This window comes from Candidatus Magnetobacterium casense, from assembly GCF_019173545.1.
Classification (GTDB): domain Bacteria; phylum Nitrospirota; class Thermodesulfovibrionia; order Thermodesulfovibrionales; family Magnetobacteriaceae; genus Magnetobacterium; species Magnetobacterium cryptolimnobacter.
Window position 1 is genome coordinate 1 of sequence record NZ_JABXWD010000016.1, and the last position, 21,615, is coordinate 21,615.

Consider the following 21,615-nt stretch of genomic DNA (forward strand, 5'->3'; position numbering starts at 1 on the left):
AGGAAGCGTGAAAAGCAGAAGGAGTTGCGTGAGATTGCATAAAAAAACAGGCAAAAATGGTTAGCAAAATTGATACCATGCTGTTTGCCTGTTTTTCGAAAACTCGAGGATATTCTATATTTAAAACTTTGGGAAAAGGTGGAGGTTTTATAGGCATTTTTTAGCCGTAGTTGACAATATATCTTTGTAATTACATTCCTTATTCCACATCATTTTTATTTTTACCATTTTGCCTTTATTTTCGTCAAGTAATTAAATTTATATTTACCCCTCATGCCCTTACTGGCACAACTAACTGGGGGCAGAGAGACCCTAGGCACGCCCCTCCCCTTGCAGGGGGTTCTGAAGAGGCCAAGTGCGACTTTTATGGCCGGGGTGCCTCACCCCCTGGAGCGACAAGAAGCCATAGCCCCTTTCTTGTTTTCAGTGTTTTTCATCCGAGGTGGTATTTTCCAACTCTGCGCTGTCTGCCAGGACCAACACGTGGTTAGAGACGACCTGGACGTAGGCGCTCTTGACACTTACTCGCCCTAGCGTGGCACCCTTTTTGTATACGAGCGTGCCTGGCTCCAGGGTGGTCAAAAAGCTCGTATGCCCAGGGAGCACTCCAAACTGCCCTTCCGTGCCGGGGGCTACGACCTCGTCTACCTCATCCGTGAAGGAAAATCCAACGGGTGTTACGATTTCTAAGGTCAGAGATTCTTTCATATCGGATTATACCTGTTTGGACCAGCCGTACTTTTTGGCCCTTTCCTCGACCTCTTCTATGGGGCCTACCATGTAAAACGCCTGTTCGGGGACATCGTCATACTGTCCGTTGACTATGGCATCAAAGCCCTTTATGGTGTCAGCGAGTTTGACGTACTTTCCGGGGGTGCCGGTGAAGGTTTCGGCAACGTGGAAGGGCTGACTCAGGAACCTCTGTAGCCTTCTTGCCCGTGCCACAACGATTTTGTCGTTTTCCGATAGCTCCTCCATTCCGAGGATGGCGATGATGTCCTGTAGTTCCTTGTACCTCTGGAGGGTCATCTGCACCTGCCTGGCGACCCTGTAGTGCTCATCGCCGAGGATAAGGGGGTCAAGGATTCTCGATGTTGAATCCAGGGCATCCACGGCCGGGTATATACCAAGCTCCGATATCTTTCTTGAGAGCACGACCGTGGCATCGAGGTGCGTAAAGGCCGTTGCGACCGCCGGGTCGGTGAGGTCGTCAGCCGGGACGTAGATGGCCTGCATCGAGGTAATAGAGCCTTTCTTGGTCGTTGTGATTCTCTCCTGGAGTTCACCCATATCGGTGGCCAGGTTGGGCTGATATCCCACGGCTGAGGGCATTCTGCCCAACAGAGCAGAGACCTCCGCCCCTGCCAGGGTAAACCGGAATATGTTATCTATAAAGAGCAGGACGTCCTGCCCCTGTTCTCTGAAGTATTCGGCTGCGGTAAGCGCCGTCAGAACAACCCTGAGTCTTGCACCCGGGGGTTCGTTCATCTGACCGTAGATGAGAGCGGCCTTGTTTATAACGCCGGATTCTTTCATTTCGCGATAGAGGTCGTTACCCTCTCTGGTTCTCTCACCCACGCCCGCAAAGACCGACACACCACCATGCACCATTGCTATGTTGTGGATCATCTCCATGATGACGACGGTCTTGCCAACGCCGGCGCCCCCGAACATACCGATCTTACCACCCTTGACAAACGGTATCATGAGATCAAAGACCTTAACGCCCGTCTCAAAGACCTGCGTGGTTGGCTCCTGCTCGACAAACGATGGCGCCTGTCTGTGTATCGACCAATGGTCTTCGGCGTTTATCGGGCCTTTTTTGTCGTATGGCTCCCCGATAACGTTGAGTATTCTGCCCAAGATTTGATTGCCAACCGGCACCGTGATAGGTTGTCCGGTATCCTTGACCTTCATCCCCCTGACAAGGCCATCGGTGGAGGACATCGCTATTGTGCGTACTGTATTGTCACCGAGGTGTGAGGCAACCTCAAGGGTCAGGTTTATGGCAGGGAGCTTCTTGTCGGGCACGGCGGGATACTCTACCTTGAGGGCATTTAATATCTCAGGAAGTTGCCCTTCAAACTCCACGTCAACGACTGCCCCGATAACCTGTGCAACACTTCCTATTCTCATTATATCAACCTCCTGATTTACTCTATTTATATCTGTTTATAAGGGTACATTGTTGTCACGGATATCTCATTTACAAATCCTGTAACAGATTTACCCTAAATATGCAATTGCAACCTTTACTAGAAGAATCCCAGCTTGTTAGGATTATAGCTTACAAGCAGGTTCTTAGTCTGTTGATAGTGTTCAAGCATCATCTTGTGAGTTTCTCTCCCGATACCGGACTGCTTGTAGCCACCAAAGGCTGCGTGGGCCGGATAGGTGTGATAACAATTTACCCAGATGCGTCCGGCCTGTATGTTGCGTCCTGCCGTGTAGGCCTGATTCATGTCTCTGGTCCAGACACCGGCACCAAGGCCATAGGGGGTGTAGTTGGCGATATTGATTGCATCCTGGATGTCTTTAAATGTTGTAACGGACAACACCGGCCCAAATATCTCCTCCTGGAATATGCGCATAGCGTTGTGCCCCTTAAAAATCGTAGGTTCGATATAATAGCCATCTTTTAGGTTGCCGTTAAGTATCTTTCTGTTTCCCCCCAAGAGGATTTCGGCCTTTTCCTGCTTGCCTGTTTCTATATATCCAAGTATTTTTTCCATTTGTTCCGTCGAGGCCTGTGCCCCTATCATGGTGTCCGTATCGAGGGGGTTGCCCTGCTTGATCCGTTTAACCCTGTCAATGGCTTTCTCCATGAATCGGTCGTATATGGACTCTTGAACTAACGCCCTTGAGGGACACGTGCAGACCTCTCCCTGGTTAAGAGCAAACATGGCAAATCCCTCGAGGGTTTTGTCAAAGAACTCGTCCTCATCGGACAGGACGTCGTTAAAGAATATATTCGGAGATTTTCCGCCTAACTCTAAGGTTACGGGAATAATGTTTTCAGAGGCATACTGCATAATGAGTCTTCCCGTGGAGGTTTCTCCCGTAAATGCTATTTTTGCGATTCTGTTACTTGAAGCCAGAGGTTTTCCTGCTTCAAGTCCGAAACCGTTTATTATATTGACGACGCCTGCCGGCAAGAGGTCTGCAATGAGTTCCATCCATAATAGGATAGTGACGGGGGTCTGTTCTGCTGGTTTGATGACGACACAGTTGCCTGCAGCAAGGGCAGGCGCAAGTTTCCATGATGCCATTAAGAGGGGAAAATTCCACGGAATTATCTGTCCTACAACACCAAGGGGTTCGTGGTAGTGGTAGGCAACCGTGTCATGCGACAGTTCTGACAGTGACCCTTCCTGTGCTCGTATACATCCGGCAAAGTATCTAAAGTGGTCTATTGCAAGCGGCAAGTCGGCGGCCATTGTTTCCCTGATGGGTTTACCGTTGTCCCATGTTTCGGACAGTGCCAGGAGTTGAAGGTTTGCTTCCATCCTGTCGGCTATTTTGTTGAGGATAATTGAGCGTTCGGTTGCCGATGTCTTTCCCCATTTCTGTGCTGCTGCGTGGGCCGCATCGAGGGCAAGTTCTATGTCTTGGGCCTGGGAGCGTGGTACCTTACAAAAGGGTTTACCCGTTACGGGGGATAGATTTTCAAAGTATTCACCATTTACCGGGGGTGTCCACTTCCCTCCGATGTAGTTATCATAGCTGTCTTTAAATCTTAGTATTGCGCCTTCTGTTGTTGGCTGTTCATAAATCATCGCTTTTCCATCCTTAATTTATACCTGCGTAATATTATTGTTGAGATAAAGTCAACTACTCGTAATGGCAGAGGCTCCGCCGACAATGTCGAGGAGTTCGTTGGTAATGGATGCCTGTCTGGCTTTGTTGTACTGTAACGTGAGCTGCTCCAGCATTTCTTTGACGTTTTGCGTGGCGTTTTCCATTGCCACCATCCGGGCGGCCTCTTCCGATACCTGCGATTCGAGGATTGCCAGATATACCCGGTTTTCTACGTACTTGGGCAGCAGGCCGTTTATTATCTCTAGCTCCGAGGGTTCAAACAGGAACTTGATCTGATCAGCAGGGATATCCACATGGTCGTGGGCTTCCGACTTCTTTGGCTGTTCAACCGGTGATTGCTCGATGGGCAACAGGCGCATACGCTTGACCGTCTGCACGAGCGTGGACTTGAACTCGTTGTAGACGATGATAGACTCGTCGATTTTGTCTTCCGGCCTGTCTTCGGGGCGTCCTCCCGTGTAGGCGGTGATTATTTCGTTAGCTATGCCTTGAACCTGCTCATACGTAAAGGTCTTATAGAAATCTACGACGGACTTTCTTACAGGCACACCCATGCGATGAAAGAACTCCTTTGCCTTCTTTCCGATTGTGGTGAGGTTGACCGCCACTCCCTGTCGTTTGAGATCGGCCAGCAGTCGTTGTGTATCCTTGAGGATGTTGGTGTTAAACGCACCACAAAGCCCCTTGTCGCTGGTCAGCACCAGTACCTCTACCCTTTGGATGGGACGCACCGACAGCAGCGGGTAACTCTCCTTGTCGTCAACGCCGGCAGAAAGGCTCATGATCAGCGAATTCAGGCTATTGGAATATGGCCTGGCCATCAGGACGTTGTTTTGTGCCCGCCTGAGCTTTGCGGCGGAGACCATTTGCATCGCCCGTGTGATCTTACCGGTGCTTTTTATTGATGTTATGCGTTTTCTTATGTCTCTGAGACTAGGCATTTATATACTACTCTACGCTTGCGAAGGTCTTCATAAACTCTTTGACGGCCTCCGAAAGGGCGGGTTTAAAGTCGTCTGTGATGGCCTTTTTTTCGACTATGAGTTTTAACAGGTCTGTCTTGTTTTTTCTCATATGATGTAGGAAGGCGAGTTCGAATTCCCTTATCTTTTCAACGGGCAACGCATCGAGGAATCCTTCGGTTGCCGCAAAGAGCACTGCCACCTGCTCCTCAAAGGGCATGGGCATGTACTGTAGTTGCTTGAGGAGTTCGACCATTCTCTTGCCGCGCTCTATCTGGGCGAGGGTGGTTTTATCGAGGTCTGTTCCAAACTGTGCAAATGCGGCCAACTCTCTATACTGTGCCAGGTCAAGCCTGAGGGTACCGGCCACCTGTTTCATGGCCTTTGTCTGGGCGGCGCTTCCAACACGACTGACCGACAGTCCGACGTTTATGGCCGGTCTGATACCGGCATAGAACAGGTCTGGCTCAAGATAAATCTGTCCGTCCGTTATCGATATAACGTTGGTTGGGATGTATGCCGAAACGTCTCCGGCCTGTGTCTCGATGATTGGCAGTGCGGTCAGCGACCCGCTTCCAAGGGCTTCGGATAGCTTTGCCGCCCTCTCAAGCAGCCTTGAGTGCAGAAAGAACACGTCACCGGGGTATGCCTCACGTCCGGGGGGGCGTCTCAGCAGCAGCGACAACTGTCTGTAGGCTGCGGCCTGTTTACTGAGGTCGTCATATATAATCAGGGCATGTCTGCCGGAGTCCCTGAAGTACTCACCCATTGCGCAACCGCTGTAGGGCGCTATGTATTGCAACGAGGCCGGCTCACTGGCGCTTGCACACACAATGATCGTGTGTTTGAGTGCTCCATGTTCCTCCAGTACCTTGGCGACCCTAACCACATTGGACATCTTCTGTCCTACGGCCACGTATATGCAAAAGACGTCGGTATTTTTTTGATTTATGATGGCGTCAACGGCAATGGCCGTCTTACCGGTCTGACGGTCACCGATAATCAGCTCTCTCTGCCCCCTGCCTATGGGAACCATGGAGTCGATGGCCTTGATTCCGGTCTGCATTGGCTCATGCACTGATTGTCTGTCAACTATACCGGGGGCTATGATATCCACCATTCTTCTTTCTTTGGTATTGATAGGACCCTTGCCGTCTATTGGTTGCCCGATGGCGTTGACGATCCTTCCCAAGAGTGTCTCTCCGACGGGGACGTCCATGATCCTGCCCGTGCGTTTTACTATATCGCCCTCGTGTACGAGCTGCGACTCTCCAAAGAGGACGGAGCCTATTGTCTCATCTTCGAGGTTTAACGCCATACCATAGACGTCGTTAGGGAACTGGAGAAGCTCACTTGACATAGCCTTGTCAAGGCCATACACCCTGGCAATACCATCACCAACGCTCAGGACGGTGCCTATCTCACTTACGTCTATTTTTTCCTCAAATCCGTATATACTTTTCTTGATCTGTGCGCTTATCTCTTCCACTTTTATTTCCATATCATCACCCCTTTAATAATGCTTCTCTTAATTTTGCCAGTTGACCCTTAAGGCTCACGTCAAACACATAACCTCCGGCCTTTACGACAATCCCGCCCATAATTGACGGGTCTATGACATACTCTATCTCAACCTCCTTGTTCAACTGAGCGCGGAGTGAATCACGCAAGCGCTTGTGTCTTTGCTCATCCAGCCTTGCCGACGTTATGACCACTGCCCGCACCATGTTCTTTGCGGACAGATAGAACCGTGTCAACATGGCCAGGATATCGGATATCTTATCGATGTCCTTTTTCTTTATGACGTTAAGGACAAAGCCCTTGCACAGCTTTGTGAGTTTTAGTTCCACGGCTATGAGGTCAATGGCGTCGAGCTGGTCTTTTTCGAAGAACATCGGGCTGCTGAAAACCGCCCGCAGCGACCTGTCCCGTTCGATCAGCATATTAACGAGGGAAAGTTCCAGTATTAACTTTTCTATGTCATCTATGCCGAGAGAGCCAAAGAGGGTTTGAGCGTATCTTTTGGCTACCTTACTGTGTTTTTTCAATTTTTTGCCCCGATCTTTTCTATTGCGTTGTCAATCAAACCGGCCTGGATTGCCGTGTCGTTCATTTTTTCCCTAATACGCCTCTCTGCCAGTTCAACGGCCTGTTCGACGGCCATTTCTCTGAGGTCTTCCCTGGCACGCTTGAGTTCGTCGGCGATGTTGTTTTCGGTCAGTTCGATGAGTTTTTCGGCGAACTCCTTACCGCTGCTAATCAAGCGTTCCTTTTCGGCCTCACCCAGCTCCCGTGCCGACTTGATGATCCGTGCTATTTCGTCGTCCTTGAGGCGGAGGTTTTCGTCGATCTCCTTGAGGGCCTTTTCTGCGATACTTCTGGCTTCTTTTGCCTCGTTGAGACTTGCTTCGATCATTTCCGTCCGTTGCCGGAAAAAGGCGGCGGCCGGTTTTCTTAGGAAATAGAACAGCACCGAAGCAAAGATGGCAAAGTTGACCACGAGCCAGACCCACTGCATCAGCGATGAGCCGTGCCCCTCCCCGTGTTCTGCCGCCGGTGCGCCACCGGTCGATTCCGAGGCGTATGCAAGGCCACACATTGCCACGATTGTTACAACAAACAATAGAGTTATCTTAATTTTTGCGTTCATGCACTAGCCTTTCGATGATAACATCGGCATAAGAATCGATTTCTGCCTTTAACGACGATTTGACCTTCTCAACTTCGGCGACAATCTCCTTAACGGCCCCGGAAAATTTCTTAATGGATTCCTCCTGTGCCTTATCGACTATCTCCTTACGTATTGAGAGACCTTCTTCCTTGAACTTATTGAACTCCTTCTTTGCCTGTTCGTGTGCGATGGCGAGGTCTTTCTTCAGAGATTCAACGGCGGCGTCTTTTTTTGCCAGCAGGGCCTTGGCCTCGGTCAGCGAATCGGATTTGACACGCTCCCTCTCCTGCAACATATTTATAACCGGCTTGTACAGCAGGACGTTCAGGACGTAGAGCAGTACCAGGAAATTAGCCAGAAGCACAAAAAACCAACCCGTAAACTCAACCATTTAAGTCCTCACTTCATAGTATTAAAATCAAACAACAGATAACATATTACCACAATAAAATAATCTTGTCAAGAAAAAAAAAGAAAAAGAAGGGAGGGCTTTGCCTAATTCACCCTCTAAGAAAAGAAAGAAGGGAGGCGGCTCCGCCCCTCCCTCAGACTCACCCCGCAAGGGGACCAGTCCCCTTGACCCCTTCCTACTTGCTATAGCTACTTATGCTCTCTTGTTTAATTAATTAATTCTTACCCCTCGTAAATATTTATGCCCAATATCATTTTGACAAATTCAGCTTCATTGTGATAACATAAGCAATGGGCGTTGATTTAATTGATGGTAGGTCTGAGGATATTCTCAAAGACACAATTCTCCTGTATGTTGAAGATGATAAGGAAATAAACAGACAGCTTTCCTTTTTTCTAAGAAAGCGTGTGAAAATGCTCTTTAGTGCCTTTGATGGTCAGGAGGGGCTTGATATGTTTAAGATACAGGTTCCCGACATTGTCGTTACCGATATAAGAATGCCTAATATGGATGGTATTCAGATGGCAATGCATATTAAGGAAATAAGCCCTGATACGAAGATAATTGTCACGACAGCCTTTAACGATGAGGAGTATTTCCTTAAAGCCATAGATGCTCAGATAGACAGTTTTATGAAAAAACCAATAGACCCACGTAAACTTGCTGAAACAATAGTAAAACTTGCAAAAGTATCTTTCCAGCAAAGGGAGCTTAATGAAAAGAACAAGCTCATTAACTTTACACTCAATTCGTTACCGAATTTTATACTTACAATGAGAGATGGTAAAGTAGAATTTGCAAATTCTACTTTCTTGAGTTTTCTAAACTGTAGTTCCATAGAAGAATTTCATAGCAAGTATAACTCACTGGAAGATATTATATCCCTGGATGCAAAGCATTGCAGTGCCTCTGCAGGATGCTTGAGTTTTGTAAATTATCTCAAGGAACACAACGAAGAGGATGTAATAGTTTCCATAAACTCATCTGAGGATAACCGTTTATCCAGTGCGTATATCCTAAAACATGCCCATCTTCCGGGAAGCAAAACATACATATTTTCGTTAACTGATGTGGAAAACTATGAAAATAAAAGAAGAGAAATGGAAATTTCAACCGTGACAGATGAGTTGACAGGTCTATATAATAAGAGATATTTTAACCGAACACTATCAATACACATAAATAGCAGAAAACGCTATGAGTATCCTCTGTCTCTGATTTTTTTTGATATCGATTATTTTAAGCAAGTCAACGATAAATATGGCCATCTTTTAGGAGACTGCGTTTTAAAGGAAATCTCAAAACTCGTATCCGATCAGACTCGCAGCCAAGATGTGTTGGCAAGATGGGGTGGGGAGGAGTTTGTTCTTCTTATGCCGCATATTAACTTAGATGCTGCCGTGGAAATTGCGCAACGTCTGCGAGCAAACATTGAAAGTCAAAGCATTTGTGATATTAAAATCACAAGTAGCTTCGGTGTAGTAACATATTTAGAAGGTGAGACGGAAAGCGAGTTTTTACACCGTGCAGATGCACTGCTCTATGAGGCTAAACGTTCCGGCAGGAACAAGGTCTGTTCTTAAGTACATCTAAATGTGAACGTTAAGATAATGAATAGATGGCTACCGTTTATCAGTATTTTTAGATATCTTCATAACCGTACCTCTATTACAATAAAAGCCTTTGTCTTGTCACTCGTGTTGGGGATAATCATATGGTTTGTCATGGATTATATTCACAACAAAAGATTAGAAGAGCAATATAAAAATCAGGTATATGAAAGAATGAAGATCGAAACGGAAGAGGATATGGAAAGGTTTGTCGCTGGTGTGAAACGCCTTGAAATGTTTACTAAAATTATCAAAAATAGTACCGCTCTTATAGATTACATTGATGAATCAGAGGTAAAATCTATGTTAGAGTTGCAATATATCCTGTTGATTGATTCAAAAGGACGGGTAATAAAAAATCTTGATAAAGAGCCCCCCCCCATTATTTCTGCTTTAGCTGAACAGCTATACAAGTATGCCATATTTGACAGACTATTTATATCCAAAATAAACAATGAACCTTTTTTTATATTAAAGAAACAAGTAATTGATAAAACAGGCAATCTCTTTGGTTACATAATATTGTTATCTAAAATAGATAGTAATACTATGAGAAAATCATATACAATACATCCACGCGACAGCTTTCATGCATTGGAGGATGAAGGTAACTCTACTATCGTAGCCTCAAGTCAACCTGATATATTGCCGAAGGGTATGAGTGTAAAAAAACTTCAAGATAATTACATCATTACACGAAGACCATTGTCTAATATCTCGCAGAGCGGTATAAAGCTCGCCTTTTTATCCATCAAGGACAGAAATGTCATACACGATGAGTTAAAGGACATTGTTGTTAGAAACAGAAAGCAGATAGCCTTGACTGCATTGGCATTTATATCATTTTTTTCATTGTTTACTTATATATTTTCCAAATTAATCCATAAAATAGCATTACTAATAACTAAAATGTCAAAAGAAAGCCTTGGAATTGAGCTATACGTCTACCATAAAGGTGATGAACTAATATTTGTTACCACCCAAATCAAAAAACTGTTTACCGACATGAATGCCATGTGCAATTCTTTGAAGATTGCATCTGAGAAGGCTATAAAGTTCTACCAAATAGTACAGCAAAGCCCCGCCAGTATAATAATAACCGATACGGAGGCTAATATAGAGTACATAAATCCTAAGTTTACAGAAATATCAGGATACACATTTGAAGATGTCATTGGAAAAAAACCAAGTATGCTGAAATCAGGTATACACACAAAAAAATTCTATGATAATTTGTGGAAGACAATCCTCTCTGGAAAAACATGGCAAGGAGAGTTGTTCAATAAGGGAAAAAATGGGGAATCATACTGGGAATTGGCGCTCATATTCCCACTTGTTGATGATACAGGCGATATTATAAATTATATTGCAATAAAAGATGATATAACAGAGAGAAAGCAGCTCGAACGCGAAATCGAACTATACAAAATCCACCTTGAGGATTTGGTAGCCCAACGTACAATCCAGCTGATAGACAGAGAGACCGAATTAACCAATAGCCAAAATACCCTATTGGCGCTGATGAATTCAATTACAGAGTCTGTCCTGCTGATAACTAACGATGGCACTGTCCTGACAATAAATGAAACAGGTGCCAGGAGGTTTGGTTATACTCCAGATAAAATTATTGGCAAGAATATCTTTGACCTTCTCCCTCATGATGTATCACAGTTTAGAAAACAACAAAGAGACAGAGTAATAAATGAAAAAACTCCCATAGCTTATGAAGATACACGTGATGGTTATAACTTTAGTCATAACCTCTATCCGGTATTTGATAGACAAGGCAACGTTATGAGTGTAGCCATATTTACCATTGATGTTACGGAACAAAATAGACAGGAGAGAAGGGCATTGCTTTTTCTACAGGCGGTAGAGTCCGCCCTGGATGGTATTCATTTGGTTGACCTTGAGGGCAGGATATTTTATGCAAATAAATCAGCGGCAGACATACTAGGTTACAGCGTTGATGAAATGACAGGTCTTAGTACAAGCGATTTTAACGATGACCAAATGATTGCAGAACAAGTAATAATGCCAACCGTTGTAAAAGATGGAAGATGGAGCGGTGAACTGAGGGCTAAAAGAAAAGACGCTACAATAATCACCGTGTGGCTTAATGTCAGTTTGATAAAGGATATCAACGAACAAGTAATATATATGCTTGGGGTGTTTAAAGATATAACAGAGCAAAAACTCTACGAGGAGACCTTAAAGCAATATGGAGATATAATCTCAGCTACCAGCGAGCACATCTCTATGATTGATACAAATTACATGTACAAGATGGTTAATAAAATGTACCTGACTGCCCATAACCGTAGTAAAGATGAGATTGTAGGTCATTATGTTGAGGAGCTTTTTGGAAGTAATGTCTTTCATGACATAATAAAACCCAACCTTGATAAGTGTTTCTCCGGTGAAATTGTCAACTATCAGACCTGGCTTGATTTCGCATCTATAGGCAAAAGGTACATGGATGTATACTACTACCCCTATTATGGCTCAAATGGAGTCATTACAGGTGCCGTTGTCACCGGGAGGGATATGACAGCCAAGAAACAGACTGAGGACGAACTCCAAAATGTTGCCAGATTTCCTGCCGAAAATCCAAATCCTGTCTTGCGGGTAGACATAGACGCCAGGATTCTATACTGCAATCAATCAGGATCAGAATTTTTAGACAAATGGGGCATTACTACTGACACCTTACCGGCCTACATGCATAAGATCATTGAGGGAACACTTGAAACCGGAATTTCTGACGACATTGAAATCACTGTCTCAGACGGTACCACCTTTCTTTTCTCTGTAGTGCCGATTAAAGAATCCGGCTATGTCAACCTGTATGGCAGGGATATAACAAAATTGAAAAATACCGAGACTATATTAAAGTTGCAGCAGGAGAAAATAAGAGACATTAATCTTGATCTGGAGCAAAAAATCAAAGAGGAAGTCGCTAAAAACAGGCAAAAAGATGTTATTATGTTTCAACAGTCCAGGTTGGCGTCTATGGGCGAAATGGTAAGTTACATAGCACACCAGTGGAGACAACCATTAAATGCACTCAATATCATATTGTTTAACATAGAGGACACCTGTGATAGCAAGGAACAGGATTCAACTTTAATGCACAATCTGTTAACAGACGCCACCACTATTATAGCTAAAATGTCAACAACAATTGATGATTTCAGGAATTTCTTTAAACAGACTAAAGAAAAGATACCGTTTTATCTGAGCAGCAGCATTCGAGAAACACTGACTCTCGTTGAATCAAGCTTTAAGTTTAATAATATTGAACTTACATTTATCGATAATGACGACATTTATATAACCGGCTTTGCCAATGAATATTCACATGTAGTCTTAAATATTATTAATAACGCCAAAGATGCAATCCTGGAACGAAATATAAAAGAAGGAAAAATAGCGATCGCTTGTTATGAAGATAGCCAAAATGCAGTGGTCACTATAACGGATAATGCCGGAGGTATCCCCGCTGATATTATGGATAGGATATTTGAGCCATACTTTACAACCAAAATGGAAGGTAAAGGAACTGGCATCGGGCTTTACATGTCAAAAATGATAATAGAAGAACACATGAATGGCTCAATAACTGCCACAAACACCTCAGATGGCGCCATGTTTACCATTACAGTCCCAAAAGGTATGCCGGTAGCGTCACGATAAACCGTGACCCCAAAAAATCCCCTGTAACCTTTTCCTATCCTCCGGCGACTACTAAATCAAGAAGGCGGACATGAGCCGGCAGTGGCTGCCTCAAAAAAAAACAATTTAGGAGGACACACAGATGTTAGTAAGAAGGACACTCAGGACGATCGTGGTAGCAATGGTGTTGACGTTGGCCATCAGCACGACATTGATGGCGGAGGTAGGCGGCGGACTTAAGGGTTCCGGTGGCGGGGATGCACAGCACATCATACTCAGGGCGCTGGTTGGAGTCAACCTCACGGATGCGCAGAAGACGGCAATTGCCGGTATCCTCAAGGGCTACAAGGATGCCCTGCAAAAGGACATTAAGGAAGTGGTTGATGTCAGGACGCAACTGTTTGACGCCATCCACGCCGACACCTACGACGAGGCCAAGGTACGGACACAGTCAAGGCTCCTGGCAAGCAAGGAAGAGGAACTGGCCGTATTGCGGGCAAAGATAGTCAGCGAAGTCAACGCTGTACTAACGACCGAACAAAAGGCTATACTTGAACAGGCAAAGGAAGAGTTTGCAGCCATGATTAAGGCAAAGATCGAGCGTATCCTGAACCTGATCAATACCTGGATCGGTAAGCACAGCTAAGACAGCGGGGGCGCCTGCCAGATACTCAGACGGCACGGGGCGCCCCCGTAAACAAAAACACAATGAACAGCAACGACAATGATAACATAGCGCGTTTCGATTGCGTACAATACAAGAAAGGGGCGGCTCCGCCCCCCTTCAGAACCCCCTGCAAGGGGAGGGGCGAGGCGCCCCTGCCACGAAGAAGTCCCCTTGACCCCGTAAAAAATGCCACGTTTTCTGTATTTAATCCAATCGAAATCTGCCAGAGCGACGAAAACATCATAGCCTCTATACTTGGTGGTGCAACGGATGACTTTGAGATTATATTAAGGCGTTATGAGAAATATGTATTTGCCATTGTGATTAAACACGTACCATATGAGAGCAGCCATGAGGTGGCACACGAGGTCTTTATTAAGATATACTATAGTCTGGGTTCGTTTAAGGGCAAGACGCCGTTTAAGCACTTTGTGGCAACCATAGCGGTGCGAACCTGCTACGACTACTGGCGTGAGCATTACCGGTCGATGGAGGCCCCCATGAGCAGCCTCACGCAGGAGCACAGCAATTGGTGTGAGTCGATCATAGCGGAGGAGTCCCTTGAGACCTTCAGACGGCAACGGGACACCAGAGAGGCACAGGAGGTGCTCCGGTGGGCGCTGAGTGTAATGAGTGCGCAGGAGAGGATGGTGCTGACCCTCATCCACCTCGAAGGACTCTCCGTCAAGGAGACCGCTGAACTGTTGGGGTGGAGCGCCATCAACGTCAAGGTCAGGGCACACAGGGCAAGGGCAAAGCTCAGGAAACAGATACTTAAGCTGATCAACATTAAGGATAAAGACGGTGGTGAGAGATGACAAGAGACAACGACGATAAGATAAAAAAGATAGAACAGGCGCTCATAGATTCCTTCCGTGTCGGACGTGAGACGTCAATCGATCCGCGGTGGCGTGACAACGTCATGCGGGATGTCAGGGGACTTGAGGTGGACAGGGGCACGCCATCGGAGGCATTCCTCTGGCGATTTGTGACGGCCTCCTGCTGCATAGCCGTGGTATCGTGTCTGGTTGCGGCAGGCGTTGGTATCAACCCACAGGACAGCCTGGCAAGTCTCTTGATAGGCGACCCGCTTGGGCTTATCACCACGCAGGTATTTGTGTGGTGACTTTAGGAGAACGGTTATGAAAAAGTGGAAATTTGCAACGGCGCTTGCCCTTGTGTTTGTCTCCGGATTATTGACGGGGGCTGTGCTCACCGGGCTTTATATAAAGCACAGCATGGTAAAGGTGATCCACGGGGGGCCACCGGCAATCAAAAAGGTCATCGTCAAGCGTCTGGATGAAAAGCTCAATCTCACCCAGCAGCAGAGGGTTGAAGTCGAGAGGATTGTCGCTCAGACTCAGGGTGAAATACTAAAGTTGCGGCAGAAAAATCAACCCGAAATAGAACGCATAATAGAATCGGGCATAGCCAACATGAAGGCATCCCTCACCCCCGAACAACAAAAAACCCTTGAAGCAATGTACAAGACCATAAGAGAAAAGTGGCACATAAACGAGTGAGACTATGTTACTGTAAATATTTCTGTGATGAAGTAGGTACATCGTTGGGGGGTTGGAGCTGTACTCGATATTATAGCAGATTTCGATTGGATTAAATACAAAATACGTGGCATTTTTATGGGGTCAAGGGGACTGGTCCCCTTGCGGGGGGTTCTGAAGGGGCCAGGTGCGACCTGGAGCGAAAAAGAAGCGGAGCCGCCCCTTTCTTTTTTTGTATTGCACGCAATCGAAACGCGCTATAAAAGCTCTATAAAAATCCTGCTTGCAATTTTATAGGTTGTTCTTGTTATTATAAAGCGATATAGTGACATAGCGATGCAATAAAAAAAGGACACGTACATCTGAATATGGAAGTTATAGACATACATACGCACGGTATAGGCAGTTTTGATACGGAGACGGCTTCACGCAAGCAGATCATAAAGATAGCCGAGCTTCATGCACAAAACGGTGTTGAAATAATAGTGCCAACCATTTACGCATCCGAAATAGACGTCATGCGTCTTCATGTCCTGACGGTGAAGAAGGCGATGGAGATACAGGCATCCTCTGAAAGCACTGCAATCAGTCAGGCACGGATACTCGGCGTACATCTGGAAGGGCCGTTTCTAAACCCCCAGCGATGCGGCGCCCTGAACAAAAACGCATTCATAAAACCATCCGAAAAGGCCCTCGACGAGTTGTTGGATGGTGTATCGGAGGTGGTCAAGGTGATCACGGTAGCGCCGGAACTCGACGGTGCCATCCCGTTGATACGGCAGATACGAGACAGGGGCATAATCGTGAGCATGGGACACTCCGATGCCACATACTCCGAGGCAGAGGCCGGTTTCTATGCAGGCGCCTCCGGCGTGACACACTTATTTAACGCCATGCGCCCCTTCCACCACCGCGAACCTGGCATTGCAGGCTTTGCCCTGACCAACAAGGACATCTATGTCGAGGTCATTGCAGACCCCCACCACCTGCACCAAAAAACTATATCGTTGATATTTAACACTAAGGCCAGTGACAAGATTATCATCATCTCCGACACAGTGAAAGAGACACAGTCCTCACACTACACCGGGGGGATCATCAACACAAGCAACACCCTGATGGGCGGCTCTATGACCGTGATGGAGGCCGCAAAGAGGCTCATCAAAAACGGCTTCAACGAAGAACTGGTTATGCCCTGTATAACGACAAATCCGGCAACCTATGTCGGGCTCCACAGCATGCAGTAGTCGAGGTTTTCCCTGACGGTCCTGGTGTCCGGATGGTCGGGACCGTAGAGGTCTGAAAATATGGCAAGGGCACGTGTGAAGTATTCAAGCCCTTTGTCCTTGTACCCTGCCTCCCGCCAGGCAGAACCCAGATTGTTGAGGTCCCTGGCCACGCTGTAGTGCCTTTCGCCATAGAGGCTGCTATCTATCTTGAGTGCCCGCTCATAGTACCTTATGGCCTTTGTAAACTCACCAAGGTCACGCCATGCCAGCCCCAGGTTGTTAAAGCGTATGGCAACGGAGGGATGCAGTTTACCGTAGACGTTGAGGTCTATTTTGAGTGCCTTCTTGTAGTATTCGATGCCCTTTTCGATGAATCCCAACGTACACCATGTCATACCCAGGTTGTTGTAATCTATGGCAACATCGGGGTGGTTACTGCCGTAGACGTTTATGTCAATCTCCAGGGCATTGTTGTAAAACTCTATGCCTTTGTGGCTATTACCAAGCAGACTCCATGCCGTACCGATGTTTGTGTAGTCCCTGGCGATAGAGGGGTGATTATTGTCATAGATGCTCATGTCAATCTCCAGGGCCTGAGCATAGAACCCGAGGGCCTTCTCCACATCCCCCAGGGTTCGCCATGCCAGCCCCAGGTTATTGTAAATGGTGGCAATATCGGGGGTATCCATGCCGTAGTACTTGAGGTCGATATCGAGTGCCCTGGTGTAGTAGTCGATGGCCTTGTGCAGGTCCCCCATGGTTGCCCATGCAAGGCCGATGTTGTTGTACAGCGTAGAGATGCGCGGGTGCTTGTCGCCGAAGATGGCGAGGTCTATTGTGATGGCCTTTTCGTAGCACTCGATAGCCTTGCCGGCATCACCCAAAGACCTCCAGCACATACCGAGGTTGTTGTATCGGGTGGAGACTCGTGGGTGATTTTCACCAAAAATGTTGAGGTCTACTTCCAGCGCCCTGTTAAAGCAACTGATGGCCTTATCCAGCCTGCCAATGTTGTTAAATGACACGCCTATGGCATTATACCGTTCAGAGACGGCAGAGTGCATCTTGCCGTATGCCGACAGGTCCAGTTCCAGTGCCTTGAGGGTGTACTCGATGGCGTTTTTTTTCTGTCCAACTGTTTCCCACGCCTTACCCAAACGGTCGCAGACCCGGGCAGTGTGTATACCGCTGCCGGCGGCATTGACCGCAAGAACACCCATCAGCTCAAGGATGTTATCGTCATCGAGTCGTTCTGAGATAGCTGTTGCGGCAGGGGACGTCTCAACGAGGTCGATGCCATTGTCCTGTGCGTATTGGATCAGCCTCTGCCTGAGCAACTGACGATTCAGCGTTAAGTCGCTCATGTCCCGGCTATCAAACGGAATATCACTGTCTTGTTGGTCGGGTATGGAATAATCCCCCATATCGTGGATGATACCCATCAGGCCCTCGTACACAAGTATATTCAGTACACCCTCAAAGACAGACTCGTCATTGTCCTGCGTGCAGTCCTGCATACATTGGGCGATGAACCCGTTCAGATCAAACCCTGCTTCCATTTTATATGTACAAGATTTTGTATCTTCTTTATATTTCTATGGTAACTATATTTTTACTCATCCTGGATTTTTGGTTAAGCCAGCAATGACACACTTTGAAAACATGTTCCTGGTTTGAACAGGGAAGAGAGCAGGAATCCATGTCGAGGATACAATCAAACGTTACCATGCAGGTACGCTCTCAACTCAGCAACAGAAGTGGATTGCCTGATAAGCTTACTGAATGCATCCAGTTTGTCTATCGTATCAATGGCTCTGACCATATCCATAAGCCCAAGCCCCTCAGAGCCATATTTAATATCAAGCATTCCTTCTATTCCTTTGAGTTCGCCTTTGAGTTCGCCTTTGAGTTCGCCTTCCAGCCTTCCTTCCAGTCTTCCCTTCAGGTTGCCCTTCATGAATACATCTCTAAAGACTTCGCTGTCTTCTATGTCGATGGTTATAGGCATATTTTTTACCTCCGTTTTTACTTTTTTATACAAATTTACCAACTCGGAAAGATACAGTAATTTTATGACATAATTTTCCCTTTCCTTGTAGGGCATTGGGTAAAATATGTCAAGTATCTTCTTTATCGTGCCATCCACGTCGTCGGTTTTGCACAGAATAGCCAACAAGCAATCATCAGGGCTATCGCCTATAATTAATTTGTTGCCGTCAATAGTGTGTATGTCTACCAACCTGTAGGCATATTTTATAGTTCCAAACTCTATGCTGCTTGGCATGTTTAGCGGCTTCTTGCCAACATATAAGACAATCTGGATTGGTAATACGTTGTATTGGTTGTATATAAAGCCGGAATAGAGATACATACGCTTCAACATGGTTGTATCGTTTGTTGATTGTATTTCTATGTGGATTATAGTGCCATCAGATGTCTTAATCACTATATCAGGTTGTCTGGTCTGTATATCAGGGAACTGGACGTCCATGAACTGCCAGGAATCATACCCCGTTAATATCTTGAGGAATTGTCGGGGGATATCCTTGATTATATCCTTTAACGCTATATCGTACTTCTGGTGCATGGTTATATGATACCGGCATCCGAGCAATATTGTCAACATCACTCTTTTCGCTGTCAGGCATCCTTCAGAGACCCGTGAGCGTTGATACGTTCGATGCCCCTGATGCAATTGTCAGTGAGCACCACTGTGTGAACAAAAATTATATTGACATGGGGATTTATTGTGTGATAAATTATGGCAGTTGATTATAGAACGGAGGACTTAAATGCAAGATAATCCATTTTTATCAAGGGTATTTAAGACAAATGAAAAAATAACAGTGTTTTACATGCAACCTGGCGAGTTTTTTTTTAGATCTACCGATTGCCTGGCACTTGTCGAGCTTGCAAGGCTGTTTGCTGGAGAAAATTTAAGAAATCGTGTTAATTTTTTCCCTGTCAGAACCGATCCCTTACAGTCAATTACGCTTTTAGATTTAATCTATTGGAACAAAAAAAATAGCGGAACTGAAACTCTAAATATTGGTGAATATCAAGAAACCATCACTAAATTCCTTAAACAGCAGCAAAATAAACCATCAACATCAGAAAAACCATCAGAGTCAAAAGAACCATCATATAAAACTATAGAAGCTATCCTTAGTTCTTTACTGATAGATAAACTTCTCGATTTTATAACATATAGAGGCGATGAATACAGAGCTATAAAGGATATATATCCTGATATACCAGAGTCCACCATTTGGATCATCGTCGGGCGTCCTCAGCACTATACAATATGGCAAAAAGATGGCTGGTTTAGAGACTTGCAAAGTTTGGCAGGTTATCCGGCACGTTATCTCATTCCTCCTTCAATAGAGGATGACGGACAAACTCAAAACAATCTATTTTTGGATAATAGACTTAAAAAGAGTGCAAGGTTAGGGACTATGATTGATAGAAAATCCGGGCAAACATACAAAAGAAGCTCAGAATCAATCAAATATAGAGATGATTACGGATTGGTCTTTAAAAATATAGTTATGAGTGAAGGGATTAGACGCACTATTGTAGTATGTGCAGGACTCAGTGATGGTGGAACATATGCTGCAACTAAATTCATAAGTGACCCTACATGGTATTCCCAACTTGTTGGTATTGATCAAATCAGCGAAGATGAAGGCCCTATAGAGGTTGGCTTACGTGTTAAATGCAAAGATACGACACAAGAATCACTTTACGTTGGACGTGAGGAGATTGATCTTGATCAAATAGAAATATTAAACAATGATCCTATTGATTACCTTGGTCTTACTTATTGGACAGCCAAAAGCGGCAGGCCATATAGCTATGTAATAGACAACAATGAACCTGGAAAGAGGCGAGTTGTACCCCATAGACAATCAAAAGAGTTTGCAAAAATGCAAAAACTCGAAAATCCATTAAAGGCACTGTATACTCTTTTGCCTTATGATTCTGAGAAAGATGGAGAAAAGGAAAAAGAACACTCCTCAACACAAATAATAAGAGAAAATATTTTTGAAGTAATGAGATGGTGTAATTTTAAAGATAAAAACGGTAAACCTGAATATAAGTCAAATGTGAAAGATGTTGAACAAACTGGAGAAATGTATAACTTTAGAGTAAAAGATGAGTTTATTCGCTATCAGTATAAGAAAAACGGTGCTGATACATATGGATACTATATATGCGGTAATCGTACAAAAGGTTCTATAAAGGAAAAAATTTGTAAATCTATACAAAAAGCTGTTAGCGATTATTCTAAAAAACAGCCAAAACCACTTCTTATTTTAGGAGATAGCGGGACTGGTAAAGAAAGACTATACGATGTAATCAGATATGAATATGCTGTAAAGATAAAACAGGAATATCGTAAGACTAAACCTGTACCATTAGAGATTGTTAACTGTGCTGAACATGGTGAAAAGCTGATGGATTTTTTACAGAAAGGGTTTTTGAAACAACAAAATGACCGCTATCCATGTGTACTTGTTTTAGACGAGTTTGGAGATTTTCCTAATAAGATGTCACAAGCGGCTATGTTACGTTTTCTCCAGGATGGAACATATACGAACAAAAAAAATGACAATGACCCTGGAAAGCAGTTTACGAATAAGGTCTTTATTGTGGCGGGGACAAGTCGCCCACTAAAAAAGATGGTAGAAGAAAATACAATACTACCAGACCTGCTTAATCGTTTTGATATCTTTGAGCTTACACCCCTGACTGAGCGTAGTGAAGATGCAACGCTTTTATTATTCGAACTTATAAGACAAAAATTGAATGATAGTAAAAAAGAGGATATTTTTGTTGATGAAATCTATATAAAACCTGTAGCTCTACAAATACTTCTTAGTTATACATTCCCAGGTAATGCAAGAGATGTTGACAATGCTGCAGAAAAGATAAAAGACAGAATTATACAAAGAAATGATGTATCTTCTTTATATTTCATGGTAACTATACTTTTACGTATACTGGATTCCTGGTCAAGCAAGAAATGACACACTTAGAAAACGGCTGTAATTGTCATTCCTGCGAA

At 45.0% G+C, this 21,615-nt stretch carries 18 protein-coding genes; 8 read left to right on the plus strand and 10 right to left on the minus strand.

The annotated features are described in order from the left end of the window. Nucleotides 1-423: 423 nt before the first annotated feature. The 8 genes from HWQ67_RS01650 to HWQ67_RS01685 all read right to left on the minus strand — a co-directional run bounded on the left by HWQ67_RS01650 (nt 424) and on the right by HWQ67_RS01685 (nt 7,843). Nucleotides 424-708: a hypothetical protein gene (locus HWQ67_RS01650; RefSeq protein ID WP_218250898.1), complete on the minus strand. Its 285-nt coding sequence runs from the start codon at nt 706-708 to the stop codon at nt 424-426. 6 nt (nt 709-714) lie between these two features. Further along, nucleotides 715-2,136, minus strand: coding sequence for a F0F1 ATP synthase subunit beta (gene atpD / locus HWQ67_RS01655; RefSeq protein WP_218250899.1), 1,422 nt, complete (start codon nt 2,134-2,136; stop codon nt 715-717). 119 nt (nt 2,137-2,255) lie between these two features. Beyond that, a complete protein-coding gene (gene adh / locus HWQ67_RS01660) occupies nt 2,256-3,776 on the minus strand; it encodes an aldehyde dehydrogenase (protein ID WP_218250900.1) in 1,521 nt (506 codons plus the stop codon). A 51-nt stretch (nt 3,777-3,827) separates the two neighbouring features. Next, nucleotides 3,828-4,760 (minus strand): ATP synthase F1 subunit gamma, encoded by a 933-nt coding sequence (gene atpG, locus HWQ67_RS01665; RefSeq protein WP_218250901.1) that lies wholly within the window; start codon nt 4,758-4,760, stop codon nt 3,828-3,830. Between the two features lie 7 nt (nt 4,761-4,767). Next, nucleotides 4,768-6,282, minus strand: a complete 1,515-nt coding sequence (gene atpA / locus HWQ67_RS01670; protein WP_218250902.1) for a F0F1 ATP synthase subunit alpha — start codon at nt 6,280-6,282, stop codon at nt 4,768-4,770. Nucleotides 6,283-6,286: 4 nt separating this feature from the next. Further along, on the minus strand, nt 6,287-6,829 hold the full coding sequence (gene atpH, locus HWQ67_RS01675) for an ATP synthase F1 subunit delta (protein ID WP_218250903.1): 543 nt from the start codon (nt 6,827-6,829) through the stop codon (nt 6,287-6,289). After that, the gene (locus tag HWQ67_RS01680) at nt 6,826-7,431 is read right to left on the minus strand and encodes an ATP synthase F0 subunit B (protein WP_218250904.1); all 606 of its coding nucleotides are present in this window, start codon (nt 7,429-7,431) and stop codon (nt 6,826-6,828) included. Before HWQ67_RS01680 ends, atpH begins: the two co-directional genes overlap by 4 nt. After that, complete coding sequence (locus HWQ67_RS01685; protein ID WP_218250905.1) at nt 7,415-7,843, minus strand: ATP synthase F0 subunit B; 429 nt, start codon at nt 7,841-7,843, stop codon at nt 7,415-7,417. The genes HWQ67_RS01680 and HWQ67_RS01685 overlap by 17 nt, the downstream gene beginning before the upstream one ends. Nucleotides 7,844-8,154: 311 nt before the next feature. Between HWQ67_RS01685 and HWQ67_RS01690 the strand changes: the two genes are divergently transcribed. From HWQ67_RS01690 to HWQ67_RS01720, 7 genes are all read left to right on the plus strand, one after another. Further along, on the plus strand, nt 8,155-9,447 hold the full coding sequence (locus tag HWQ67_RS01690) for a GGDEF domain-containing response regulator (protein WP_218250906.1): 1,293 nt from the start codon (nt 8,155-8,157) through the stop codon (nt 9,445-9,447). Between the two features lie 201 nt (nt 9,448-9,648). Further along, on the plus strand, nt 9,649-13,170 hold the full coding sequence (locus HWQ67_RS01695) for a PAS domain S-box protein (RefSeq protein WP_218250907.1): 3,522 nt from the start codon (nt 9,649-9,651) through the stop codon (nt 13,168-13,170). Between the two features lie 121 nt (nt 13,171-13,291). Beyond that, nucleotides 13,292-13,795, plus strand: a complete 504-nt coding sequence (locus tag HWQ67_RS01700; protein ID WP_218250908.1) for a Spy/CpxP family protein refolding chaperone — start codon at nt 13,292-13,294, stop codon at nt 13,793-13,795. Between the two features lie 62 nt (nt 13,796-13,857). Continuing rightward, on the plus strand, nt 13,858-14,634 hold the full coding sequence (locus HWQ67_RS01705; RefSeq protein WP_218250909.1) for an RNA polymerase sigma factor: 777 nt from the start codon (nt 13,858-13,860) through the stop codon (nt 14,632-14,634). Further along, nucleotides 14,631-14,942 carry a hypothetical protein gene (locus HWQ67_RS01710; protein ID WP_218250910.1) on the plus strand — a complete coding sequence of 104 codons (312 nt, stop codon included), beginning with the start codon at nt 14,631-14,633 and terminating at the stop codon, nt 14,940-14,942. Before HWQ67_RS01705 ends, HWQ67_RS01710 begins: the two co-directional genes overlap by 4 nt. 16 nt (nt 14,943-14,958) lie before the next feature. After that, nucleotides 14,959-15,339, plus strand: coding sequence for a hypothetical protein (locus tag HWQ67_RS01715; RefSeq protein WP_218250911.1), 381 nt, complete (start codon nt 14,959-14,961; stop codon nt 15,337-15,339). 347 nt (nt 15,340-15,686) lie between these two features. Then, nucleotides 15,687-16,565 carry an N-acetylglucosamine-6-phosphate deacetylase gene (locus tag HWQ67_RS01720; RefSeq protein WP_218250912.1) on the plus strand — a complete coding sequence of 293 codons (879 nt, stop codon included), beginning with the start codon at nt 15,687-15,689 and terminating at the stop codon, nt 16,563-16,565. Here the strand turns inward: HWQ67_RS01720 and HWQ67_RS01725 are convergent. Together HWQ67_RS01725 and HWQ67_RS01730 are read right to left on the minus strand one after the other, a co-directional pair. Further along, nucleotides 16,538-18,106, minus strand: coding sequence for a tetratricopeptide repeat protein (locus HWQ67_RS01725; protein ID WP_218250913.1), 1,569 nt, complete (start codon nt 18,104-18,106; stop codon nt 16,538-16,540). The genes HWQ67_RS01720 and HWQ67_RS01725 overlap by 28 nt on opposite strands. A gap of 155 nt (nt 18,107-18,261) precedes the next feature. Next, on the minus strand, nt 18,262-19,173 hold the full coding sequence (locus HWQ67_RS01730) for a hypothetical protein (protein ID WP_218250914.1): 912 nt from the start codon (nt 19,171-19,173) through the stop codon (nt 18,262-18,264). A 166-nt stretch (nt 19,174-19,339) separates the two neighbouring features. Here HWQ67_RS01730 and HWQ67_RS01735 point away from each other — a divergent pair, with 166 nt between their 5' ends. Then, entirely contained in the window at nt 19,340-21,577 is a 2,238-nt protein-coding gene (locus HWQ67_RS01735; protein ID WP_218250915.1) for a sigma 54-interacting transcriptional regulator, read from the plus strand. Nucleotides 21,578-21,615 lie beyond the last annotated feature (38 nt).

What these genes read in the sequence shown, in the direction of transcription:
- HWQ67_RS01650 (WP_218250898.1), bottom strand. Translation starts at nt 708, where the DNA reads ATGAAAGAATCTCTGACCTTAGAAATCGTAACACCCGTTGGATTTTCC.
- atpD (WP_218250899.1), bottom strand. Translation starts at nt 2,136, where the DNA reads ATGAGAATAGGAAGTGTTGCACAGGTTATCGGGGCAGTCGTTGACGTG.
- adh (WP_218250900.1), bottom strand. Translation starts at nt 3,776, where the DNA reads ATGATTTATGAACAGCCAACAACAGAAGGCGCAATACTAAGATTTAAA.
- atpG (WP_218250901.1), bottom strand. Translation starts at nt 4,760, where the DNA reads ATGCCTAGTCTCAGAGACATAAGAAAACGCATAACATCAATAAAAAGC.
- atpA (WP_218250902.1), bottom strand. Translation starts at nt 6,282, where the DNA reads ATGGAAATAAAAGTGGAAGAGATAAGCGCACAGATCAAGAAAAGTATA.
- HWQ67_RS01680 (WP_218250904.1), bottom strand. Translation starts at nt 7,431, where the DNA reads ATGAACGCAAAAATTAAGATAACTCTATTGTTTGTTGTAACAATCGTG.
- HWQ67_RS01685 (WP_218250905.1), bottom strand. Translation starts at nt 7,843, where the DNA reads ATGGTTGAGTTTACGGGTTGGTTTTTTGTGCTTCTGGCTAATTTCCTG.
- HWQ67_RS01690 (WP_218250906.1), top strand. Translation starts at nt 8,155, where the DNA reads ATGGGCGTTGATTTAATTGATGGTAGGTCTGAGGATATTCTCAAAGAC.
- HWQ67_RS01695 (WP_218250907.1), top strand. Translation starts at nt 9,649, where the DNA reads ATGAAGATCGAAACGGAAGAGGATATGGAAAGGTTTGTCGCTGGTGTG.
- HWQ67_RS01700 (WP_218250908.1), top strand. Translation starts at nt 13,292, where the DNA reads ATGTTAGTAAGAAGGACACTCAGGACGATCGTGGTAGCAATGGTGTTG.
- HWQ67_RS01705 (WP_218250909.1), top strand. Translation starts at nt 13,858, where the DNA reads ATGAACAGCAACGACAATGATAACATAGCGCGTTTCGATTGCGTACAA.
- HWQ67_RS01710 (WP_218250910.1), top strand. Translation starts at nt 14,631, where the DNA reads ATGACAAGAGACAACGACGATAAGATAAAAAAGATAGAACAGGCGCTC.
- HWQ67_RS01715 (WP_218250911.1), top strand. Translation starts at nt 14,959, where the DNA reads ATGAAAAAGTGGAAATTTGCAACGGCGCTTGCCCTTGTGTTTGTCTCC.
- HWQ67_RS01720 (WP_218250912.1), top strand. Translation starts at nt 15,687, where the DNA reads ATGGAAGTTATAGACATACATACGCACGGTATAGGCAGTTTTGATACG.
- HWQ67_RS01725 (WP_218250913.1), bottom strand. Translation starts at nt 18,106, where the DNA reads ATGGAAGCAGGGTTTGATCTGAACGGGTTCATCGCCCAATGTATGCAG.
- HWQ67_RS01730 (WP_218250914.1), bottom strand. Translation starts at nt 19,173, where the DNA reads ATGTTGACAATATTGCTCGGATGCCGGTATCATATAACCATGCACCAG.
- HWQ67_RS01735 (WP_218250915.1), top strand. Translation starts at nt 19,340, where the DNA reads ATGCAAGATAATCCATTTTTATCAAGGGTATTTAAGACAAATGAAAAA.